Source organism: Nocardia sp. NPDC050710 (genome assembly GCF_040654375.1).
Classification (GTDB): Bacteria; Actinomycetota; Actinomycetes; order Mycobacteriales; family Mycobacteriaceae; genus Nocardia.
The window spans coordinates 1-20516 of record NZ_JBFAHV010000047.1 but is presented as its reverse complement, the minus strand read 5'-3'; the positions used below and the strand labels follow the sequence as shown (position 1 = coordinate 20516).

The window sequence follows — 20516 nt, the reverse complement described above, 5'->3', positions numbered from 1 at the left end:
CATTTTTGTTTTTTTTTATTTTGTGGGGTTCCCTAAATCACCCCCTCTCCCCCCATTTATCCCCCGGCCCCCATCTCATCCCCCGCCCCCCCCCGCTTCCCGGTCGACTACAGCATGCAGCTGACGCAACCCTCGACTTCGGTGCCCTCCAGCGCCATCTGACGCAGACGGATGTAGTAGAGGGTTTTGATGCCCTTGCGCCAGGCGTAGATCTGGGCGCGGTTCAGGTCGCGGGTGGTGGCGGTGTCCTTGAAGAACAGGGTCAGCGATAGGCCCTGGTCCACGTGCTGGGTGGCCGCGGCGTAGGTGTCGATGATCTTCTCGTAGCCGATTTCGTAGGCGTCGGTGTAGTACTCGAGGTTGTCGTTGTCGAGGTACGGCGCCGGATAGTAGACGCGGCCGATCTTGCCTTCCTTGCGGATCTCGATCTTCGACGCCACCGGGTGAATCGAGCTGGTGGAGTGGTTGATGTAGGAGATCGAGCCGGTCGGCGGCACCGCCTGCAGGTTCTGGTTGTAGATGCCGTACTCCATGACCGAGGCCTTCAGCTCACGCCAATCGTCCTGGGTCGGGATGTGCACACCCGCGTCGGCGAAGAGCTGGGCGACCCGTTCGGTCTTCGGCTCCCACGTCTGATCGGTGTACTTGTCGAAGTACTCACCGCTGGCGTACTTCGATTCCGGGAAGCCGCCGAAGTAGCTGCCGCGCTCCTTCGCGATCTGGTTCGACGCCCGAATCGCGTGGTAGACAACGGTGTAGAAGTAGATATTGGTGAAGTCGATGCCCTCGTCGGACCCGTAGTGCACGCGCTCGCGAGCCAGATATCCGTGCAGGTTCATCTGACCGAGGCCGATCGCGTGGGACTGATTGTTGCCCTGTTCGATCGACGGCACCGAGTAGATGTGGGTCTGATCCGAGACGGCGGTCAGCGCCCGGATCGCCACCTCGATGGTCTGCGCGAAGTCCGGGGAATCCATCGTCTTGGCGATGTTCAGCGAACCCAGGTTGCACGAAATGTCCTTACCCACCTTGGCGTAGGACAGGTCGTCGTTGAATTCCGACGGCGTGGAAACCTGCAGGATCTCCGAGCAGAGGTTGGAGTGGGTGATCTTGCCCGCGATGGGGTTGGCCCGGTTCACCGTGTCCTCGAACATGATGTACGGGTAGCCTGACTCGAACTGCAGTTCGGCGATGGTCTGGAAGAACTCGCGCGCCTTGATCTTCGACTTGCGGATGCGCTTGTCGTCGACCATTTCGTAGTACTTCTCGGTGACATCGATATCGGCGAACGGCTTGCCGTAGATGCGTTCCACGTCGTACGGCGAGAAGAGGTACATATCCTCGTTCTTGCGCGCCAACTCGAAGGTGATGTCCGGGATCACCACACCGAGCGAGAGGGTCTTGATGCGGATCTTCTCGTCCGCGTTCTCGCGCTTGGTATCGAGGAACCGGTAGATATCCGGGTGGTGCGCGTGCAGGTACACCGCGCCCGCGCCCTGGCGCGCACCCAGCTGGTTGGCGTAGGAGAACGAGTCCTCCAGCAGCTTCATGATCGGGATGACACCCGAGCTCTGGTTCTCGATCTTCTTGATCGGGGCGCCGTGCTCGCGAATATTGCTGAGCAGCAGGGCGACACCGCCGCCGCGCTTGGACAGCTGCAGCGCGGAGTTGATGGAGCGCCCGATGGACTCCATATTGTCCTCGATGCGCAGCAGGAAGCAGGAGACCGGCTCGCCGCGCTGCTTCTTGCCCGAGTTGAGGAAGGTCGGGGTTGCGGGCTGGAAACGCCCGTCGATGATCTCGTCCACCAGCTTGGTCGCCAGCGCCTCGTCACCGGCGGCCAGCGTCAGCGCGACCATGACGACGCGGTCCTCGAACCGCTCCAGGTAGCGCTTACCGTCGAAGGTCTTCAGCGTGTACGAGGTGTAGTACTTGAACGCACCGAGGAAGGTCGGGAACCGGAACTTCTTGGCGTACGCCTGCTTGAACAGGCCCTTGATGAACGGGCGGCCGTACTGCTCGAGAACCTCTGCCTCGTAGTAGTTTTCGTCGACCAGGTAGTCCAGCTTCTCCTCCAGATTGTGGAAGAAGACGGTGTTCTGGTTGACGTGCTGTAGGAAGTACTGGTGCGCCGCCTCGCGGTCCTTGTCGAACTGGATCTCGCCGTTCGGGCCGTACAGGTTCAGCATCGCGTTGAGGGCGTGGTAGTCGAGTACCTCACCCATCTCCGCAGTGCGGACCGGGGGCTGCTCTAAGCGAGCCGTTTTTCCGGTCGGTGCTGTCGTTGCTGTTGCCAAAACAATCCCAATCCCTCTCGGACGCGTTCGACGTCCTCAGCGGTTCCCATGAGTTCGAAGCGATACAAATACGGCACCCCGCATTTGCGCGAGATCACCTCCCCCGCATAGCAATAGGTATCGCCGAAGTTCGTGTTGCCCGCCGCGACGACCCCGCGCAGCAGCGCGCGGTTGTGCGGATCGTTGAGGAACTTGGCGACCTGCCGCGGCACGAAGTCCTTATCGGATCTATTACCCCCCAGAACGTGCCGACCGCCCCCGTAGGTGGGAACGATCAGCACGTAGGGTTCGTCGATGCGCAGCGAATCAGCGGTGTGCAGTGGTATGCGAGTCGCCGGGAGACCCAGCTTCTCGACGAAACGATGCGTGTTCTCCGAGGCGCTGGAGAAGTAGACCAGCGCTGCCGAGTCGGACATTGCCCACTACCTCCCCTCCCCCATCGGATGAACCGTTTCGGTGGCGCCCGTCAGGCCGCCACGGCCGCGAGCGACTTGATGCGATCGGGCCGGAAGCCGGACCAGTGGTCCTCACCGGCGACGACGACCGGAGCCTGCAGATAACCGAGGGCCATGACGTAGTCACGCGCCTCGTCGTTCTCGGAGATATCGATGACTTCGTAGTCCACCCCGGCCTTGTCCAGCGCCTTGTAGGTGGCATTGCACTGAACGCAAGCGGGCTTGGTGTACACGGTGATGGTCATTGAGTCCCTCTCTCCTCTGTCGTATCCGCGGTGTTCGCGAGGCCCTCCGTGGCTACGCAGGCTGCCGCCTCCGGGGCCTTGAGCTCACACCGCATGCCCGATCCACAGCCTGTGATCCGTATGCAGTGCATGGTCCGACGTACGCTGCGCAAACTCCTGGATCCGGTCTCGAAATCCCTGCTCAGCCCCGCGGGGCCGAGGTCGTTCATACAGTGGCTCCGTACCGTCTTCCAGTACGCAAGACACTACACCTAGTGGCCGACAGATTCATCCAACACGACATGTTGCGAGTCACAAAGATGAAATTCCGAAGCGGTAAGTACCAGGACAGTCGATTCGCAACCCGACACGAGCGTGGCGCAGATCACAATCAGGTACCGTAGCGCCCTCCCAGCAAACTCTTCTGACACACATGTCACACCCATCACGGCCGCACCGTCTTCCCCATGTGCACTACCGCGGAACACCCACAACAAGGGGCCGCTGCCATTCCCCCTCGAAACGGCAGCGGCCCCTGAACCGGCCCGGTGACCGGAGCGTCACCCGCGACTCAGGCGGACACCAGTTCGCCGCGGGCGGCCTCGACGAGATCGTTGACCGCGCCCGCGAGCTGGGTCAGCGCCTCGGCGTCGTCCTTCGGATGCGTATCGGCGAAGCGCTCACCGATGGTCGCGAAGTGCAGGTGCGCGTTCTCCACCACCCGCGCACCGGCGACACCGAGCGCCCTGACCACGTCGCCGTGCGCCCACTTGGCGGCATTCGGGCTGATCGAACCACTCAGCACCGCGACCGGACGATCCTGCAGCGCGCCCACGCCGTACGGGCGCGAGGCCCAGTCGATGGCGTTCTTCAGCACCGCGGAGGTGGTGCCGTTGTACTCCGGGGTCACCAGCAGCACACCGTCGGCGGCGGCGACGGCGTCGCGCAGCGCCTGGGCGGCGGCGGGTGCCGAACCGGGGACGTCCAGATCTTCGTTGTAGAAGGGGATATCGGCGAGACCTTCGTAGATGGTGACCTCGACCCCGTCCGGGGCGGTCTGCACCGCGGCCTCGGCAAGCTTCCGATTGACGGACGCGGCGCGCAGGCTACCGACGAGAGCGAGGATGCGGGTCTGAGTCATGACGTCTCCTGGTGTACTGAATGTGGTATCCGAACCTTCACCCTGCACTAACCGGACCGCAGTCCGATTTCATTCCCAGGAAGGCCTGAGAGGCCAGTGACCTACAGCACACCCCCACCGGACGGCCCGGCGCGCGAGCGCCCACTGCTGCGCGTCGGCGCGCCGCTGCCCGGCACAACCGAGCCCACCGAGCGCGCCGACGCGGCCCGCAACCGGCGATTGCTGCTGGACGCGGCCCAGCAGCTCGTGCGCGAACAGGGTGTCGAGGGACTGACGATGGACGAAGTCGCCAAGCGGGCCGGCGTAGGGAAAGGCACCGTCTTCCGCCGTTTCGGCAATCGCTCCGGACTGATGCGCGCCCTGCTCGACCATTCCGATCGCAAAAATCAGGAGGCGTTCATCTTCGGGCCGCCGCCGCTCGGCCCCGGCGCGCCCCCGGTAGAACGGCTCGTCGCCTTCGGGCGCGCCCGGCTGCTCGATATCGAGGTCGAGGGCGAATTGCGTCGTGCCGCGGAGATCGGCGAAGCGGGCGATCGCTATGCGAGTGCGCCGTACAACCTGCTGAAGGCACACGTCGCGATGCTGCTGCGGCAAGCCGACGTAGGCGGGGAGCTGCCACTGCTCGCGGACGGGCTGCTGGCGCTGCTCGCCGCTCCCCTGGTGATACATCAGATGCGCGTTCTCGGCTACACCCGCGAGCAAATCGGTGACAACTGGGAAGCATTCATCAGACGAGTCGTGATACCGCGCACGCCAGTAGAGTGAGCTGCCATGGCAAGCGCTAACCCACCCCACCGGCTCCGCCGGCTGCCGTCCCCCGATGTGCGTGAACAGATAATCTCCGAACTGGGCGTCCAGCCGAGCATCGAACCGAAGGTCGAGGTGCGTCGGCGCATCGATTTCCTCACGGACTATCTGCGCGCCACACCCGCGAGGGGTTTCGTACTCGGCATCAGCGGCGGACAGGACAGCGCGCTCACCGGGCGGCTGTGCCAGCTCGCGGTCGAGGAACTGCGCGCGGACGGCACCGACGCGACCTTCGTCGCTGTCCGGCTGCCCTACGGGGTGCAGGCCGACGAGGCCGATGCCCGGATCGCGATGTCGTTCATCAAGCCCGATCGCTCGGTGGTGGTCAATGTGCGCCCCAGCGCCAATGCGGTTGCGGCCGAGGCGGCCTCGGCGCTGAAGGTGGATAAGCTGCGCGACTTCGTGCGCGGCAATATCAAGGCGCGCGAGCGCATGGTGATCCAGTACGCCCTCGCGGGCCAGGAGAACCTGCTGGTCGTCGGCACCGACCACGCGGCGGAAGCGGTCACCGGATTCTTCACCAAGTACGGCGACGGCGGCGTCGACCTCACCCCGCTGACCGGACTGACCAAGCGGCAGGGCTCGGCGCTGCTGCAGGAACTCGGCGCCCCGGCCAGCATCTGGTCCAAGGTGCCGACCGCCGATCTGGAAGACGATCGGCCCGCACTGCCCGACGAGGAGGCACTCGGGCTGCGCTACAGCGAGATCGACGATTACCTGGAGGGCAAGGACGTCACCGCCGAGGTCGCCGAGAAGGTGGAAACCATCTTCCACAACACCCGCCACAAGCGCACGGTTCCGGTGACCCCGCTCGACACCTGGTGGCGTTGAACCGGCGGCGATAGCGCGGCCGTTCGCCGCCGCCGGATCTCACCGGTCGGGTTCGACCGCGGTCTCCGCCTCGGAGGTGCGGCGCTCGAGGAACCGGCGGACTTGATCATTGGTGACCAGGTCGAGCGCTCGGCGGTATTCGGCGATCGATTCCCGGTGGCGGCCCGCGCGGCGAAGCAGATCGGCGCGGGTAGCGGGAATCACGTGGGAGCCGGCCAGGCGGGGGTGCTCCGCGATCTCGTCGAGGGCGGCCAGGCCCGCGTCGGGACCGTCCAGGAAACCAACGGCGATTGCCCGGTTCACCCGCACCACCGGGGAGTCGGTGTGGCGCAGGAGCTCGTCATAGGCCGCAACGATGGCTCGCCAATCGGTATGCCCCCAACTCGGGGCGACGGCGTGCGCACCCGCGATCCGCGCCTGCGCCAGATAGGGGCCGGTACCACCGTCGGCCGCGGCGGAGATCAGGCAGCGCAGGCCCGCGTCGATCGCGGTCCGATTCCATTGGGTGCGGTCCTGTTCCTCCAGTGGCACCAGTGCACCGTCGGGAGTGCGGCGCTGGGCACGCCGACTGTCGTTGAGCAGCATCAGGGCGAGCAGTGCCCGTGCCTCGGGTTCGTCGGGCAGTAGTGCGCACAGCAGCCTGCCGAGGCGAATTGCCTCGTCGCACAGTTCGTCCCGCACCGCGAACGGCCCCGAGCTGGCGAAGTAGCCCTCACTGAAGACCAGGTAGACACAGGCCAATACGCCGGGGACGCGTTCGGGGAGCAGATGCGCGGGTGGCACCCGCAGCGGAATCCTGGCTTGGCGGATCTTCGCCTTGGCGCGGGTAAGGCGTTGCGCCACCGTATGTTCCGGTTGCAGAAAGGCCCTGGCGATTTCCGCGGTGCGCAGCCCGCAGACCAGCCGCAGCGTCAACGCGACCTGCGACTCGGCCGACAGCGCGGGGTGGCAACAGGTGAAGATCATCCGGAGCTGATCGTCGGGCACCGGCGCCATCTCGGTCTCCTCGCTCGTCCGGTCGTCGCCGTCGAGCCGGAAAGCGTCCTGTTCCTTGCGCGTTCGGGCCGACTCGCGCCGCAACCGGTCCAGCGCGCGATGACGGGCGGCGGTGGTGATCCAGGCGCCCGGATTCGATGGCACACCGCGTTCGGGCCAGGTGCGCAACGCGTCGGCAAAGGCTTCCTGCACCGCGTCCTCGGCCGTCTCGATCTCGCCGACCATCCGGGCGACCGTGGCGAGGGCCCGGCCGAATTCGGCGCGGTAGATACCGTCGATCGACTCGGCCGGGTCCATGACCACCATCAGTCGGGGATTTCGACTATCCGGCGCACCTCGGTGTGGCCGCGCTCGGCGAGCGGGATCTGGGCCGCGATCTCGGCCGCCGCCGCCCGATCAGGTGCCGCGAACAGGTACAGCCCGTCGACCACCTCTGCGAACTCGGTGAACGGCCCGTCGGTGAGCAGTAGTTCTCCCTCACGCACCCGCACCGTGGTAGCCGAGGAGGGCGGCATCAGCGCCCCACCGCCCCGGATGGCCGCGCCGAACTTCTCACCGAACCGCTGATGTTCGGCCACCGCGGCCTCCCATTCCGGCGTCTCCGGCGCGATCACCGCGTCGGGCGCGGCCCAGAGCAGGGCGGCCCACCAGTCCGCGCCCGGCGTCACATGCGGCGTGTACATGACCATCGGCCGCAGCTCGACCGTGCCGGTTTCGGCCGCCGGAAGCCGCCGCGCCAGGTGGATCACTTCGTCGAGGTCGGCGCAGTCGAATATGTAGAAACCGCCGACCACTTCGGCCTGCTCGGTGAACGGCCCGTCGGTCACCAGCACCGTGCCCGCGTCGCGCCGCACGGTTTGCGCGGTCGCCGCCGGAAACAGCGCGGCACCGCCCGCGATGGCGGCGCCCGCCAACTCATCGAAGGCCGCATACCGTGCCACCTCGGCACCGAACTCCGGACTCTCCGGGTCGACTTCCGGACCGTCTCCGCGTCCCACCAATGTCGCCAGGTAGTACATGTCGTCATCCTTCCTCGAATCGAAAGGGCTCAGTACCCCTTCCTACTAGGACGACGAACGCGCCGTGGCAATCTCTACATCGATCAGAGGATGACCGAGCAGGCGGCCTTGCTCCGCACCATCGGCTATCCCCCCGCGAAGGGCGGCAGGACGTCCACGCGCGGGGTGAGCGTCATCGCCGGGTCCCGGGTGAGTTCGTCGCCGACCAGATAGGCGCAGACACCGAGCATCTTGTCGAGGTCGGGCCCGTAGGTGGTGGCGAGGGTGATCCGCAGGTCGGCGATGGTGGCACCGGTCGGGAGGTCGAGGGTCTCGGCCTCCTTGCCGACGGCATCGGCGATGGCGGCGAAGTAGCGGATCTCAACCACCGATGGCTCCCATCGTGCGTTCCGGGGGGACGAAGTTGGCGGCGTCGATGCCGTGGCCGGCCCACTTGTTCCACATGGCGCCGCGCCAGATGGTGGCCAGCTCGTCGTCGTCCGCGCCCGAGCGCAGCGCCTGCCGAATATCGAATTCCTCGTCGCTGAACAGGCACGAACGCAGCATGCCGTCGGCGGTGAGACGGGTCCGATCGCAGCTGTCACAGAATTTGCGGGTGACGGTGGCGATGATGCCGACCGAGGCGGGGCCGCCGTCGACGAGCCACTTCTCGGCGGGAGCCGAGGGGTCCGAGCGGCCCGCCTCGGTGAGGGCGAAGCGGGAGCCCAATACGTCGAGGAGTTCGGCCGCGGTCACCATATTGGCGCGCGCCCATTCGTGATCGGCGTCGAGCGGCATCTCCTCGATGAAACGCAGTTCGCAGCCCTCGTCCAGGCACCAGCGCAGCAGATCCGGTGCGCCCGCCAGAGTTTCGCGCATCAGTACCGCGTTCACCTTGATCGGCGCCAGACCGGCGGCGCGCGCGGCCCTGATGCCCGCGAAAACCGATTCCAACCGGTCGCGCCGGGTCAGGCGGGCGAATCCGAGCCGGTCGACGGTGTCCAGTGAGACGTTCACCCGGCTCAGCCCGGCGTCGGCCAGTCCGCGGACACGATGTTGCAGGCCGACCCCGTTGGTGGTCATGGACAGCGGAACAGCGGGCACCCGGGCGTGACAGCCCGCGATGATCTGTTCCAGATCGCGACGCATCAGCGGCTCACCGCCGGTGAACCGCACCTCGTGCACACCGAGTTCCCGCACGGCGAGGACGACCAGCCGGACGATCTCGTCGACGGTCAGCAACTCGTCCCGGGGAATCGGGGGCAAACCCTCTTCCGGCATGCAATAGGTACAGCGCAGCGAGCACTTCTCCGTGATGGAAACCCGCAGGTCCCGCGCCACTCGCCCGAACCGATCCACCAGGAAGGGCGTGTCGGGTCGTCCGTCGAGGGCGGGCCGCCCTGATCGCACGGCGGGTATACCCATCTCGACCAACGTCACCCTTCCATTATGACCACCCATATTGGTGGCGCGGCGGGCGGAGCCGGATCCGTCGGAGGTCTGGACGATCTCACGAACGAGCACGTCAAGCGGTGAGTTGCGCTCGGCGGAACAACCGAGGCGGTGGAGCAACGGGCGAGCGATAGGCTTTCTCGCATGAACTCTCGGCCCGCCCGCACCTCGGCCCGGTCCGTCGACGAATACCGCGACACCATCGAACAGTTGCTGCGGCCCTTGGCGGCGCGACGGGTCGAGACGGTGCCGGTACCGGACGCGCTGGACAGACAGCTGGCCGAGGACGTCCGGTCGCCGGTCGAGCTGCCGGTGTTCCGCAACTCCGCCATGGACGGCTACGCGGTGCGCGCCGCATCCGTGGTGGTGGCGCCGGTGACGTTGCCGCTGGCGGGGATGGTGGCCGCAGGCAATCCCGGCGAGGCGCCGCTACCGCGGGGCGCCGCGATGAAGGTAATGACCGGCGCGCCCATTCCGCCCGGCGCCGACTGCGTGGTGCCGGTGGAGGACACCCGGACCGACGGCACCACGGTGATCATCGAACGCGGCCGCACGGCAGGCGAATTCGTCCGGGAGCCGGGGACCGACGTGCGCACCGGCGACCTGCTGGTGCCCGCGGGCGTCAGCCTCACGCCCCGGCATATCGCGGCGCTGGCGGCGGTCGGGCTGGCCGAGGTGCCGGTCTTCGAACCGGTGCGGGCGGCGGTCATCACGACCGGCGACGAACTCGTGCCCGCCGGAACTGCCCTGCGCCCCGGTCAGGTCTACAACTCCAACGGCATCGCGCTCGCCGCCGCGCTGCGCGCGAACGGCGTGACGGTCGTCTCGGTCCGGCACAGCACCGACGACCCCGAGGTCTTCCGCGGATTGCTCACCGCGGCAACCGCGTCCGCCGATCTGGTGTTCACCTCCGGCGGGGTCTCCAAGGGCGATTTCGAAGTGGTCAAGGACGTACTCGCACCGCTGGGTGGAGTGTTCGGTTCGGTCGCGGTGCAACCCGGCGGGCCGCAGGGGCTGACGGTCGTCGACGGAGTGCCGGTGCTGAGCTTCCCCGGGAATCCGGTGAGCACCATGGTGTCGTTCGAGGTATTCGCGCGACCGACGCTGCGCCGGCTCGGCGGGCTGCCGCCGGTGCCCACCCGCGAGTTACCGCTGCTGGAGCCGGTGCGCTCGCCCGCCGGGCGCCGCCAATTCCTACGCGGACGGGTCACCGGGTCGGGGGTCGAGTCCGTTTCGGGGCCCGGGTCGCATCTGGTGGCGGGGATGGCGTGGGCGGATGTGCTGATCGATATCCCGGCCGACACCACGGAGCTGCCCGCGGGGTCGACGATATCGGTGCGTTCGCTGTGAGGCCATCGCGGCCGGACCCGGGCGTTTCACGATGATCGGCCGGGCTGTGCCAGGGTGGAAGGTATGAGTGAGTTGTCGCATGTCGACCGGGAGGGCCGGGCCCGCATGGTCGATGTGAGCGCGAAGTCCGACACCACCCGGATCGCCGTCGCCGCAGGTGAGCTGCAAACCACCGCCGAGGTGGTGGCGCTGGTCCGCGCCGACGATATGCCCAAGGCCGACGTTCTCTCGACCGCGCGCATCGCGGGTATCGCGGGCGCGAAGAAGACCTCCGAACTCATCCCGCTGTGCCACCAGCTGGCGTTGTCCTCGGTGAAGGTCGAGTTCGGTTTCACCGACACCACCATCACCATCGAGGCGAGCGCCAAGACGAAGGGTCCCACCGGCGTCGAGATGGAGGCGCTGACCGCGGTCGCGGTCGCCGGGCTCACCCTGCACGACATGGTGAAGGCCGTCGACCCCGCCGCGACCCTCAACGGTGTGCGGCTGCTCACCAAAGAGGGCGGGAAGCACGGACATTGGGAGCGCTCCGGCGACACCACCGTTCGCCTGCCGGAGGACAAGACCGAATCCGAATCCGCGGCCACACGACCGAATTCCATCGCGACGGCGGCAGATGAAACGACCGGCGACGTATCGGACGACGCGCCGATGCGGACCGCGGCGGTGGTTGTCGCGTCGACCGGCGCGGCGGCGGGCACCCGCGTCGACACGACCGGCCCGGTGCTGGTGAAATGGCTTGCCGGACTGGGTTTCTCGGTGCGCGGACCGCTCGTCTACGCCGATGCCGATATCGCCATCGGCCTGGCCGACGCGCTGCATCTGGCTCCGTCGCTGGTCGTCACCACCGGTGGCACCGGCGCCTCCCCCACCGATGCCACCCCGGAGGCCACCCTGGCCGTGCTGGACCGCGAACTCCCCGGTGTCGCCGAGGCGATCCGGCAGCGCGGCGCCGCGAAATTCCCGCTCGCCGTGCTGAGCCGCGGGGTCGCGGGGCTGGTCGGTCCCTCGGTCGTCGTCAACCTGCCGGGGTCCCCTGGCGGCGTCAAGGACGGTATCGCCGTCCTGGAACCACTTCTCGATCATCTGCTCGCGCAAGTAGCCGGAGGCGGCAATCATGACAACCCGTGAGGACGCCCTGGTGCGCGTCGCCCGCATCAGCGACCAGCCGCTGAATCCCACCGAGGTCGAGGCCGCCGTCACCGGCCCCGAGCACGGCGCTGTCGTCGTCTTCACCGGCAAGGTCCGCAATCACGATGAGGGGCAGGCGGTATCCGCCCTGGAATACACCGCACACCCCGAAGCCGGTCGCTTCCTGCACAAATGCTGTGCCGAGCTGGCCACATCCTCGGGCCTGCCGGTCGCCGCGGTCCATCGCGTCGGCTCGTTGACCATCGGCGATCTCGCCATCGTGGTCGCGGTCGCGGCCCCGCATCGCGCCGAGGCATTCACCATCTGCGCGGAATTGGTGGACCGGATCAAACACGAGGTGCCGATCTGGAAGCGCCAGTTATTCGCGGACGGACTCTCCGAATGGGTCAACGCCTGCGGTCATTAATCATGTCGTGACGTGATTCCAATGACGAATCAATAGCGTCGGGATAGCCTTCACGCCCAAAGTCTTCATCCGGTTGTGCGGCAGGAGGACGCGTGGGAACCGACCAGGTATTGCTGCATCGTTTTGTGATATCCCAGCTCAGCGCGGCAGGGCTGGATCGGGATCAGCTGATCCGGGATATCGGGCTACCCGAATGGACCATGGCGGGTGAGGAAATGCACCTGCCGTCGCAGACCTTCTCCCGCCTGTGGGAACTCGGCGAGCACGGCCTCGGCGATCCGGATGTCGCGCTCCAGGTGGCACGGCGCTACGAACTGTCCAGTCTCGGCCTCTACGACTATCTGTTCTCCACCGCGCCGACACTCGGGGCGGGGCTGGCGACCTGCGGACCGTATGTCGCCGCGGTCACCACCAACCACCGATTCGACCTGGTCGCCGAGAACGAGCACGAGACCACGCTCTACCTCGAGATGATCGACGGCGAGGGGCGCGGGCGCGATCTGACTCAGCTCTGGGGCCTGTCCGCGGTGCTCAGCCGGGCGCGCCGGGTCGTCGCCGAGCCCCTGGTGCCGCTGCGGGTTTCGCTGCGCCAGCAGGCGCCGGCCAGGTGGGATACCTTCGTCGAGGTATTCGGCACCACCGCGATCGAATTCGACGCTCCGGTGGATTCGATGACATTCCGCGCCGAGGATATGGATCTGCCCCTGACCACCAGAGATCCGGTACTGGCCGCCATTCTGCGTCCACTGGCCGAGGCGCTCCCGCCGCCACCGCCATTGGCCACCGCCTGGCCGCAGCGGGTCGCCGACGCCTTGGCCGACGCGTTCGACGCCGGTGAGGCTTCGCTCGATCGCGTGGCCCGCAGGCTGGCCACCAGTCCGCGCACCCTGCAACGCAGGCTGATGGAGGCGGGCACCACGTGGCGCAAAGAGTTGGATCGGGCGCGTGACGCCCGGCTGCGTCAGGCCACGGCCACCGGCCCGCTGAGTCGCGCCAGACAGGCGCAGTTGCTCGGCTACTCGGATGCGGGCTCCATGCGTCGCGCATCGCGGCGCTGGACCATGGCCGATCACGGGCGCCGCGCCGAACGGTTCGACTGACCCGCCGCGGCCTGCGTCGGACCGGTGGTCCACGACCGCCATCAGACGCGCAGGAAGGTGGCCGCGATCCGCCAGAACGTGGTGTCTTCGATCGACCGGAAATCCCAGCTGTCCGCGATATCGCGGGTGGCCGCGACGATCGCGGGCACGTCGAAGTCGTCGCGCGTCGCTGTTCCCTTGGCCTCGAGCGCCGCTATCACATATGCGGTGGCGCTCTCACAGGTTTCGGACACGGAACTCTCCAATCGGTCGCAAAACTGAACGGCGATCACGGTTCTTGGGCCCCGACCAGGCACGTCACGCGACGGTTCGCTTCGGTGCGCGGACGCCGACGCGGCGGGCCTGCTGTCAGTCTCGTATGCGTTGCGCGATACGCAAAGCACCGAACGCGCCAGATTCGGACCGAACGCGCCAAACTGCCGGGCGGACGGTGCGTCGGTGTGGCGTGTAGCGGTCAGTGTGGTGTGTAGCGCCAGATCCCGAGCATCGCTTGCGGATCCAGCGGATCCTCGGCGGTGTGGACGGTATCGCGCAACCGTTCGAGCGCGGTCTCCCGTTCCAGCCCCGCGCCGATCAGGACCAGACTGCTGGCGCGCGACTCCCCTCGGCGCCAACTGTTCGGCTCGAAGACGAGGTGGCGGCCGACCATATGGAATACGAACTTGCGCCGTTCCTCGGCGACACCGAAGGCGGCGATGCCCTTGGCGCGGAACAGGCCGGTCGGCGGATCCTCCAAGAAACCGACGAGACGGCGCGGATCCAGATCCCGTTCGCTGGTAAAGGACACGGTGGTGTAGTCGTCGTGCAGGTGCCGATGGTCGGCGTGGTCGTGGTCGTGCTCGGCCAGCAGTTCGTCGAAGCTCAACTGCTCCGCCACGGTGGACGTTTCGCGTAGTGGTTCGTCGAACAGGAGCCCGGGATCGATGCGCCCGTGCGTGGTCGCGTAGACCGGAACCTGCCCGACCACCTCGGAAATCTCACCGCGCAGCCGGTCCAGCTCGGCCCCCGGCACGCGGTCCGCCTTGTTGACCACCACCAGATCCGCGAGCCGCAGATGTGTCGCCAACTCGGGATGTCGGTCCCGGCTCGCCGGGAACTGTTCGGCATCCACCACCTCGACCAGCCCGCCGTACCGAATTCGCGGGTTATCGCTGCCGATCACCATCCGGATCAGGTTGCGCGGCTCGGCCAGGCCGCTGGCTTCTACCACGATCACGTCGATGCGGGCCCGCGGCTGCGCCAATCGGGTGAACAAATCGTCGAGTTCGCTGACGTCCACCGCGCAACAGACGCAGCCGTTGCTCAGCGATACCGTCGCGTCCACCTGCCCGGCGACCAGCATGGCATCGATATTGACGGCCCCGAAGTCGTTGACCACCACACCGATCCGGGTGCCGCGATTATTGCGGAGCAGGTGGTTGAGCAGCGTCGTCTTCCCGGATCCGAGAAACCCGGCCACGATCAGAACAGGAATCCGCTCGGTCACCCGGACCACGATAGTCGGCGGCGCGAAGGTGGTTACATGCCGAATCGACGGCCGGACGCGTCCGCGGGTGAGGTCCCGCGACACAACGGAGCCGGACGCATTCGCGGCGTCCGGCTCCGGGAGCGGATCTACTTGCTCGGACCGAGCAGGGCGCTCGCCAGCGTGTAGGCCAGGTTGATCAATTCCGAAGTGACCACGGAGTTGTCCATACCGAGTGTCCTCGCCAGCGGAAGCAGCAACTGTATGACGGTGCCGACGAGACCGCCGATTCCGGTACTCGGCGTGGACTGGCTACCGGGCGCGGTTTGACTTCCCGGGGTACTCGGCGCCATCTCGATGCCGGGGGTCGTACCGGGTGCCGTCCGGCTCCCCGGGGTGCCGGGCGCCGCCTGATACTGCGGGACCGAACCGTTGGGTGCGGCCTGCGGCACGTTCGGTGCGGGTACATTCTGCGCGGGCACGGTCTCCGCGGGCGCGGCGGCCGGGCGATCCGTCGCCGAACCCGTCGATCCGGGTGCCGCGGCGGGCGTACTGCCTAGCAGATAGCTCACCAGACCGGTGGTGATCGCGAGGGCGTGCTTCAGCTGGCCGTCCGGGGTCTCCAGTAGCGCGGCGTCCTCGGCATTCGCGCCGTTGCCCATCTCCACGAAGACATTGGGGACCGTGGTCAGCGCCGGACCCGCCACATCGGCACGGGTCTGCAACCCATCCTGGACACCCGCATAGTTCGCGGACGGAATGCCCGCTTGCAGGTACGCGTCCCGCACCGATTTCGTCGCCGCGAGGCCCGCGCCGGATTGCGCCTGATCGGCTACGGCGTTCGGAATCGGTAGCTGCGGCACGATCAGGTGGAACCCGCGCGCCTGCGGCGGTGCGCTGTCGGCGTGGATGCTGACCGCGACGGCGGCGCCGGATTCGTTCGCGGCGCGCGCCCGATCGTCGATGCAGCCGCCCCAGCCGGTGTCGTCCTGGCGGCTCAACACCACCCGGGCGCCCAGGCTTTCCAGCGAGGTCTTGATCAGCTGGGCCACATTCCAGTTGATGGTGTGTTCCGGCACGCCGTTCATGGAGGTCATGCCGGTGGTCTGGCAGTCTTTGAGACCGCCGCGACCATTGCTCACCTGTCTCGACAGTTCTTCGGTGTGATTCGGCCCCTGATGACCGGGGTCGAGGAATATCGTCTTACCGACGAGCCTATTGGCCATCTCCGGCGATGCCGGGTCGGCGAGTGCGGTGACCGGAACCAGTCCGGAAACTGTCACCACTACCGCCGCCGTCACGGCAGAGCAGATACCGGCCTTGATGATGCTTGGCTTCATGTGCGGTGTCGGTGCCCCGGAACGGAGCACCCCTCCCTTCCCACTAGTAACACCAAACCCAGTGGTTCACTCTTGCAACGCGCGCATCAGCAAAGCAAGGTGCGTTACCGAACTGTTATCTTCACCAAGCGTGGCATCGCCCCTGCTCAGGCGGCATTCGCCCGGTCAGGCGGTCACAATGCGGTCGCCGTCGACCCGGATCGGACGCGGGTCGAGCGGCCGTTCGGCAGGCCCGGTGGCGACGGTGCCGTCCAGCCCGAAGGCGCTGCCATGGCAGCGACAGATGATCCGGCCGCGATCCACCTTGGACACCGTGCAACCCAGATGGGTGCAGGCCGCGGAAAAGCCCTGGAACGAACCGGCGACCGGCTGGGTGACCACGGTGTCGCCCGCGATCACCGCACCGCCCACCGGCACATCGGCCGCCTTGACGACCTCGACACCCGGCTCCTTCCGCGCGGGCGTGGACTTGGCGGAACCGCAGGCCGCCAGGGTGACGGCGGCCGCGGCCGCGCCGGCGCCGGCAAGCGCGGTCCGCCGATCGAGGCGGCCCTGGGCGCCGGTGGGTCGGTCGAATGTCATCGGGTAACTCCAGAATCTGCGCGGGCACCAACGCTGATCACGGTAGTGGCCGCGCCGATCGGCCTCGCACGGGAGCACGCCGCGATCGCGGCGCGTTCCGCACCCGCGAATCCGGCCCGATCACGCCGCACGACACTCGCCTATCCCTGATACTCCTGTGCATTGTGATGAAAATCTCTCGAAGTGCCGCGAGAACATGACTGTTCTGATAGATCTTTGCCTCGGAGATTCGGGGATCTCCGCTGGTCAGCTGCCCAGAAGCGGCCGACCCAGGATTAGAGAGCACGATTCGAGGAGAACAGCGCCATGCGTGCAGGCACGCTCGTAATCGCCGGGGCCATGGCGTCCACGGTGACCCTGTTGGGAGCCGGAACCGCGGCGGCCGCCCCCGCGACGACCATGCCCGGCGACGGCCTATACCTGGTGGGCGTCGACATCTACCCCGGCTGGTGGGAGGCCACCGGCACGCCGGACCCGACCTACGGCTGCGATTACCGGCGACTGTGGAAGGTCGAGGGCGACAACACCAATCAGCACTACATCATCGGCAACGATTTCACCAGGACACATCCGGTGCGGGCCGAGATCAAGGGAACCGACCTCGCGTTCAAGACGCAGAACTGCGGTACGTGGCGCATGGTGCCGCGACCGCCGCCCACCGGTTCGTGGGGCGGCTGACGGACCTATTGACTCACGTTCAACAGCCGCTATGGTCGGCGGCATGACGAGGACGAAGATTCTGATCACCGGTGCCAGCGCCGGACTCGGCGCGGCCATGGCCCGGGACTTCGCGGGCAAGGGCCGCGACCTGGCGCTGTGCGCGCGGCGACTGGATGCGCTGGAGAGCCTGCGGGCGGAGTTGACCGCCGCGTATCCGGGGATCACGGTCGCGGTGCGCGCGCTCGATGTCGATGATCATGCCGCGGTGCCGCTGGTGTTCGGCGAACTGCACAAAGAACTCGGCGGGCTGGACCGGGTGATCGTCAATGCGGGCATCGGGAAGGGCGCCGTCATCGGCAGCGGACGGGCGGATGCCAATCTCGCCACCGCCACCACCAACTTCGTCAGCGCGCTGGCCCAGGTCGAGGCCGCGATGGAAATCTTCCGGGCACAGGACTCCGGACATCTGGTGCTCGTATCCTCCATGAGCGCCGTCCGCGGACTGCCGGGAAAGAAGGCCGCGTACTCGGCGAGTAAGGCCGGGCTCGCCGCGTTGGGTGAGGCGCTCACGATCGAGCTGGCGAAGTCGCCGATCGCCGTCACCACCCTGCTACCCGGGTTCATCGCCACCGATATGGCGGCCAAAGCGGGCGACGCCAAGATGGTGGCGCCGCTGGAGCAGGGGGTCGCGGCCATGGTGCACGCGATCGAGAAAGAGCGGATCCGGGCGTGTGTACCCGCGTGGCCGTGGCGCCTCATCGACGTACTGCTGCCCCGGCTCCCCCGCGCGGTCGTCGCTCGAATGGGCTGATCCAGCGACCGCACCGCACAGCGGCGATTTCCGGCCATCCACCTCCGCCGGTGGCGTCGGAAAACCGCCGGAGCGCAACGGTATTCGTTGCTGAACTGTTGTGGTGTCCACAGTTCTCAGCGCTCCCCCGACCCCCGCCCGTCGCGGCGCCGGCGGACTCGCCGTCCTTTCCGTGACGATCGGCATCTTCACCATCGTCACCACCGAGATCCTGCCGATCGGCCTGCTCACCTCCATCGCCGACGATTTCACCATCACCGATGGCATGGCCGGACTGATGATGACGATGCCCGGGCTGGTCGCCGCGGTGGCCGCACCGGTGGTGACCGTCGCGACGGCACGCATCGATCGACGGCGCATGCTCTGTCTTCTGATATTCCTGCTGATGCTCGCGAACGCGCTGATGGCGGCCGCGCCCTGCTATTGGATGGTGCTGCTTTCCCGGGTGCTGGTCGGCATCACCGTCGGCGGCTTCTGGTCGATCGCGGCGGGGCTGGCCGAGCGACTGGTGGCCCCGGAATCGGTGGGCCGCGCCAACACGGTGATCTTCTCCTCGGTGCCCCTGGGTTCGGTATTCGGCGTGCCCGCGGGCACCTTCCTCGGCGGGCTGGTCGGCTGGCGAACAACCTTCGCGACGATCGGTGTGCTGACCGCGGGGGTACTGGCGCTACTGATCCTCGTCCTGCCGCCGCTGCCAGCGCGGCAGGTCACCCGCGTCGGCGTGCTGCGCGATCTGGTGCGCGATCTGGTGCGCGGCACCCCCACGCGGATCGCGCTGCTGCTGACCTTCCTGGTGGTACTGGCGCATTTCGGGGCGTACACGTACGTGACGCCATTCCTCGAGCAGGTCACACATGTCGGCCCCGCCGCCGTCACCCTGCTGCTGCTCGCCTATGGCGGCGCGGGTGTTCTCGGCAATTTCCTCGGTGGGTCGGCGGTCAGGGATCATCCGCGATCGACCACGACGACGGCCGTGGCGCTATCGGCCGCCGCGATGCTGCTGTTGCCGCTACTCGGCCGTTGGGATGTGGGTGCGCTGGTGCTGCTGCTGGTCTGGGGTGTCGGTTACGGTGCCGTACCGGTCTCGACGCAGGCCTGGTTCGCCAGGGCCGCCCCCGCCGCCCCGGAGGCCGCATCGGTACTGTTCACCGCGTCTTTCCAGGCGACAATCTCGTTCGGGGCGCTGCTCGGTGGCGTCGCGGTGGATCGCACGTCGCCGAGCACCGTCCTGGTATTGGGCGGGTCGGTCTCGGGACTGGCGGTCCTGACGGTCGCGGCGCATATCGGGTCCGGCCGGACCCTCGACCATTACCCGCGGGGTAATCGCCCGGCGCCGACGGATCGGGCAGGATCGGCTGATGATCGATGAGACCGGGACCGAAATGTTCCACCAGAGCATGCCGTTCACCGAGCGACTCGGCGTCGAGGTGCTCGAGCAGGGACCGAAGCTGGTCCGCAGTCGGCTGGCCTGGGACGAATCGCTGTGCACGCTCGGCGGCGTGCTGCACGGTGGCGTGCTGATGTCACTGGCGGACGCGACGGGGGCGGTCTGCGCGTTCCTGAATCTGCCCGAGGGCAAGCAGGGCACCACCACGGTGGAATCGAAGACCAACTTCATCCGGGGCGTGCGATCCGGTCATGCGATCGCGTCGTCGCGGCCACTGCACGCGGGCCGCTCCTTCATCGTGGTCGAGACCGAAATCCACGATGACGCAGACAAACTCGTCGCGAAGGTAACCCAGACCCAGGCCGTGCTCTGATCTACTCGGCCAGGGTGAACTGCATGACGTCGACATACACCCACTGTTGAAGTGCTCGGCCGAGCCGGTGAGGTACTTCAGATAGCGGGTGCACATCTCCTCCGAGGTGAGCCTGATTCGCCACCAGTGCCCGGGCCCAGTGATCGAGGGTCCGGGCATAGTGCGGTTGTTGCGACTGGATCCGCTCGGCATCGAACCCGTCCCGACCGGCCGATCTGGTCGCTTCCGGGCCTGCGGTAACTGCCCGCCCGGGAAGATCTCCCGCTGATGAAGATGTGGAACAGCGCATCCCCGCGGGTCACCGGAATATTCACGCGCCGCAGGTCGTTGAGTGTGTGGCCTGTGATCGTACGATCGATCTCGGCGGCCAGTGCGCGTCCCGATTGCGACTCGGTTCCGACTACCCGCGCACCGTAGCGCTGCGCCGCCCGGAACATCGTTGCGCCCCAACAGCATCCGATGTCGAGTAGCAGCAGCCCGGCTCGAGTCCGAGCTTGCCGAGCGCCAGATCGATCTTGGCGCGCTGGGCCTGTTCCAGCGTCGTCTCGCATGTTCGAAGTACACGCAGCTTTGGGGCGGGCCTGCAATTCATTCCCTATTGCCTCACGTCAAGATGCCCGGGAATGGTGAGTCGTTGCCTCATCCGGTTTTGCCCGCGTCCCGCTGGTCGTGCGTGGTGTGTTTTTGCT

General features: G+C 67.1%; 22 protein-coding genes and 1 pseudogene. 10 read left to right on the top strand and 13 right to left on the bottom strand.

Going from position 1 to position 20516, the window contains the following annotated elements:
* Positions 1-107: 107 nt before the first annotated feature.
* From nrdE to AB0H61_RS38550, 4 genes are all read right to left on the bottom strand, one after another.
* Complete coding sequence (gene nrdE, locus AB0H61_RS38565) at positions 108-2225, bottom strand: class 1b ribonucleoside-diphosphate reductase subunit alpha (protein ID WP_357313764.1); 2118 nt, start codon at positions 2223-2225, stop codon at positions 108-110.
* Between the two features lie 26 nt (positions 2226-2251).
* Complete coding sequence (gene nrdI, locus AB0H61_RS38560) at positions 2252-2713, bottom strand: class Ib ribonucleoside-diphosphate reductase assembly flavoprotein NrdI (RefSeq protein WP_357313761.1); 462 nt, start codon at positions 2711-2713, stop codon at positions 2252-2254.
* A gap of 50 nt (positions 2714-2763) precedes the next feature.
* The gene (locus AB0H61_RS38555; RefSeq protein ID WP_357313758.1) at positions 2764-2997 is read right to left on the bottom strand and encodes a redoxin NrdH; all 234 of its coding nucleotides are present in this window, start codon (positions 2995-2997) and stop codon (positions 2764-2766) included.
* Between the two features lie 550 nt (positions 2998-3547).
* The gene (locus tag AB0H61_RS38550) at positions 3548-4117 is read right to left on the bottom strand and encodes an NAD(P)H-dependent oxidoreductase (RefSeq protein WP_357313755.1); all 570 of its coding nucleotides are present in this window, start codon (positions 4115-4117) and stop codon (positions 3548-3550) included.
* Between the two features lie 147 nt (positions 4118-4264).
* Here AB0H61_RS38550 and AB0H61_RS38545 point away from each other — a divergent pair, with 147 nt between their 5' ends.
* Both AB0H61_RS38545 and nadE read left to right on the top strand, forming a co-directional pair.
* Positions 4265-4882 carry a helix-turn-helix domain-containing protein gene (locus tag AB0H61_RS38545; RefSeq protein WP_357313769.1) on the top strand — a complete coding sequence of 206 codons (618 nt, stop codon included), beginning with the start codon at positions 4265-4267 and terminating at the stop codon, positions 4880-4882.
* 6 nt (positions 4883-4888) lie between these two features.
* Entirely contained in the window at positions 4889-5755 is an 867-nt protein-coding gene (gene nadE, locus AB0H61_RS38540) for an ammonia-dependent NAD(+) synthetase (protein WP_357313752.1), read from the top strand.
* Positions 5756-5794: 39 nt separating this feature from the next.
* On the opposite strand, the gene AB0H61_RS38535 is transcribed toward nadE, so the two are convergent.
* The 4 genes from AB0H61_RS38535 to moaA all read right to left on the bottom strand — a co-directional run bounded on the left by AB0H61_RS38535 (position 5795) and on the right by moaA (position 9189).
* Positions 5795-7048, bottom strand: a complete 1254-nt coding sequence (locus AB0H61_RS38535; RefSeq protein ID WP_357313766.1) for a sigma-70 family RNA polymerase sigma factor — start codon at positions 7046-7048, stop codon at positions 5795-5797.
* Positions 7049-7056: 8 nt separating this feature from the next.
* The gene (locus AB0H61_RS38530; protein ID WP_357313750.1) at positions 7057-7770 is read right to left on the bottom strand and encodes a YciI family protein; all 714 of its coding nucleotides are present in this window, start codon (positions 7768-7770) and stop codon (positions 7057-7059) included.
* A gap of 125 nt (positions 7771-7895) precedes the next feature.
* Positions 7896-8138, bottom strand: coding sequence for a MoaD/ThiS family protein (locus AB0H61_RS38525; RefSeq protein WP_357313747.1), 243 nt, complete (start codon positions 8136-8138; stop codon positions 7896-7898).
* A complete protein-coding gene (gene moaA, locus AB0H61_RS38520; RefSeq protein WP_357313744.1) occupies positions 8131-9189 on the bottom strand; it encodes a GTP 3',8-cyclase MoaA in 1059 nt (352 codons plus the stop codon). The genes AB0H61_RS38525 and moaA overlap by 8 nt, the downstream gene beginning before the upstream one ends.
* 156 nt (positions 9190-9345) lie before the next feature.
* Here moaA and glp point away from each other — a divergent pair, with 156 nt between their 5' ends.
* The 4 genes from glp to AB0H61_RS38500 all read left to right on the top strand — a co-directional run bounded on the left by glp (position 9346) and on the right by AB0H61_RS38500 (position 13209).
* Positions 9346-10551 carry a gephyrin-like molybdotransferase Glp gene (gene glp, locus AB0H61_RS38515; protein ID WP_357313741.1) on the top strand — a complete coding sequence of 402 codons (1206 nt, stop codon included), beginning with the start codon at positions 9346-9348 and terminating at the stop codon, positions 10549-10551.
* Between the two features lie 63 nt (positions 10552-10614).
* Positions 10615-11682 (top strand): bifunctional molybdenum cofactor biosynthesis protein MoaC/MoaB, encoded by a 1068-nt coding sequence (gene moaCB, locus AB0H61_RS38510; protein ID WP_357313739.1) that lies wholly within the window; start codon positions 10615-10617, stop codon positions 11680-11682.
* A complete protein-coding gene (locus AB0H61_RS38505; protein ID WP_357313736.1) occupies positions 11669-12109 on the top strand; it encodes a molybdenum cofactor biosynthesis protein MoaE in 441 nt (146 codons plus the stop codon). The genes moaCB and AB0H61_RS38505 overlap by 14 nt, the downstream gene beginning before the upstream one ends.
* A 92-nt stretch (positions 12110-12201) precedes the next feature.
* A complete protein-coding gene (locus AB0H61_RS38500; protein WP_357313734.1) occupies positions 12202-13209 on the top strand; it encodes an AraC family transcriptional regulator ligand-binding domain-containing protein in 1008 nt (335 codons plus the stop codon).
* A 41-nt stretch (positions 13210-13250) separates the two neighbouring features.
* Here the strand turns inward: AB0H61_RS38500 and AB0H61_RS38495 are convergent, their stop codons facing one another.
* From AB0H61_RS38495 to AB0H61_RS38480, 4 genes are all read right to left on the bottom strand, one after another.
* Entirely contained in the window at positions 13251-13442 is a 192-nt protein-coding gene (locus AB0H61_RS38495) for a hypothetical protein (RefSeq protein ID WP_357313731.1), read from the bottom strand.
* 221 nt (positions 13443-13663) lie between these two features.
* Positions 13664-14695: a CobW family GTP-binding protein gene (locus AB0H61_RS38490; RefSeq protein WP_357313728.1), complete on the bottom strand. Its 1032-nt coding sequence runs from the start codon at positions 14693-14695 to the stop codon at positions 13664-13666.
* A 128-nt stretch (positions 14696-14823) separates the two neighbouring features.
* Positions 14824-16014, bottom strand: a complete 1191-nt coding sequence (locus AB0H61_RS38485; RefSeq protein ID WP_357313725.1) for an N-acetylmuramoyl-L-alanine amidase — start codon at positions 16012-16014, stop codon at positions 14824-14826.
* A 165-nt stretch (positions 16015-16179) separates the two neighbouring features.
* A complete protein-coding gene (locus AB0H61_RS38480) occupies positions 16180-16596 on the bottom strand; it encodes a Rieske (2Fe-2S) protein (RefSeq protein ID WP_357313723.1) in 417 nt (138 codons plus the stop codon).
* Between the two features lie 306 nt (positions 16597-16902).
* Here AB0H61_RS38480 and AB0H61_RS38475 point away from each other — a divergent pair, with 306 nt between their 5' ends.
* From AB0H61_RS38475 to AB0H61_RS38460, 4 genes are all read left to right on the top strand, one after another.
* Entirely contained in the window at positions 16903-17274 is a 372-nt protein-coding gene (locus AB0H61_RS38475) for a hypothetical protein (RefSeq protein WP_357313721.1), read from the top strand.
* Between the two features lie 43 nt (positions 17275-17317).
* Complete coding sequence (locus tag AB0H61_RS38470; RefSeq protein ID WP_357313719.1) at positions 17318-18067, top strand: SDR family oxidoreductase; 750 nt, start codon at positions 17318-17320, stop codon at positions 18065-18067.
* 103 nt (positions 18068-18170) lie between these two features.
* Positions 18171-19436, top strand: coding sequence for an MFS transporter (locus AB0H61_RS38465; protein ID WP_357313717.1), 1266 nt, complete (start codon positions 18171-18173; stop codon positions 19434-19436).
* Positions 19426-19827 carry a PaaI family thioesterase gene (locus AB0H61_RS38460; protein ID WP_357313714.1) on the top strand — a complete coding sequence of 134 codons (402 nt, stop codon included), beginning with the start codon at positions 19426-19428 and terminating at the stop codon, positions 19825-19827. The genes AB0H61_RS38465 and AB0H61_RS38460 overlap by 11 nt, the downstream gene beginning before the upstream one ends.
* A gap of 395 nt (positions 19828-20222) precedes the next feature.
* Here AB0H61_RS38460 and AB0H61_RS38455 read toward each other — a convergent pair.
* A pseudogene (locus AB0H61_RS38455) lies at positions 20223-20374 on the bottom strand (class I SAM-dependent methyltransferase); the annotation flags it as partial.
* Between the last annotated feature and the right edge of the window lie 142 nt (positions 20375-20516).

Excerpts from the sequence above, each read along its gene's own strand:
- nrdE (WP_357313764.1), bottom strand. The coding sequence starts at position 2,225 with ATGGGTGAGGTACTCGACTACCACGCCCTCAACGCGATGCTGAACCTG.
- nrdI (WP_357313761.1), bottom strand. The coding sequence starts at position 2,713 with ATGTCCGACTCGGCAGCGCTGGTCTACTTCTCCAGCGCCTCGGAGAAC.
- AB0H61_RS38555 (WP_357313758.1), bottom strand. The coding sequence starts at position 2,997 with ATGACCATCACCGTGTACACCAAGCCCGCTTGCGTTCAGTGCAATGCC.
- AB0H61_RS38550 (WP_357313755.1), bottom strand. The coding sequence starts at position 4,117 with ATGACTCAGACCCGCATCCTCGCTCTCGTCGGTAGCCTGCGCGCCGCG.
- nadE (WP_357313752.1), top strand. The coding sequence starts at position 4,889 with ATGGCAAGCGCTAACCCACCCCACCGGCTCCGCCGGCTGCCGTCCCCC.
- AB0H61_RS38535 (WP_357313766.1), bottom strand. The coding sequence starts at position 7,048 with ATGGACCCGGCCGAGTCGATCGACGGTATCTACCGCGCCGAATTCGGC.
- AB0H61_RS38530 (WP_357313750.1), bottom strand. The coding sequence starts at position 7,770 with ATGTACTACCTGGCGACATTGGTGGGACGCGGAGACGGTCCGGAAGTC.
- glp (WP_357313741.1), top strand. The coding sequence starts at position 9,346 with ATGAACTCTCGGCCCGCCCGCACCTCGGCCCGGTCCGTCGACGAATAC.
- moaCB (WP_357313739.1), top strand. The coding sequence starts at position 10,615 with ATGAGTGAGTTGTCGCATGTCGACCGGGAGGGCCGGGCCCGCATGGTC.
- AB0H61_RS38505 (WP_357313736.1), top strand. The coding sequence starts at position 11,669 with ATGACAACCCGTGAGGACGCCCTGGTGCGCGTCGCCCGCATCAGCGAC.
- AB0H61_RS38485 (WP_357313725.1), bottom strand. The coding sequence starts at position 16,014 with ATGAAGCCAAGCATCATCAAGGCCGGTATCTGCTCTGCCGTGACGGCG.
- AB0H61_RS38480 (WP_357313723.1), bottom strand. The coding sequence starts at position 16,596 with ATGACATTCGACCGACCCACCGGCGCCCAGGGCCGCCTCGATCGGCGG.
- AB0H61_RS38475 (WP_357313721.1), top strand. The coding sequence starts at position 16,903 with ATGCGTGCAGGCACGCTCGTAATCGCCGGGGCCATGGCGTCCACGGTG.
- AB0H61_RS38470 (WP_357313719.1), top strand. The coding sequence starts at position 17,318 with ATGACGAGGACGAAGATTCTGATCACCGGTGCCAGCGCCGGACTCGGC.
- AB0H61_RS38460 (WP_357313714.1), top strand. The coding sequence starts at position 19,426 with ATGATCGATGAGACCGGGACCGAAATGTTCCACCAGAGCATGCCGTTC.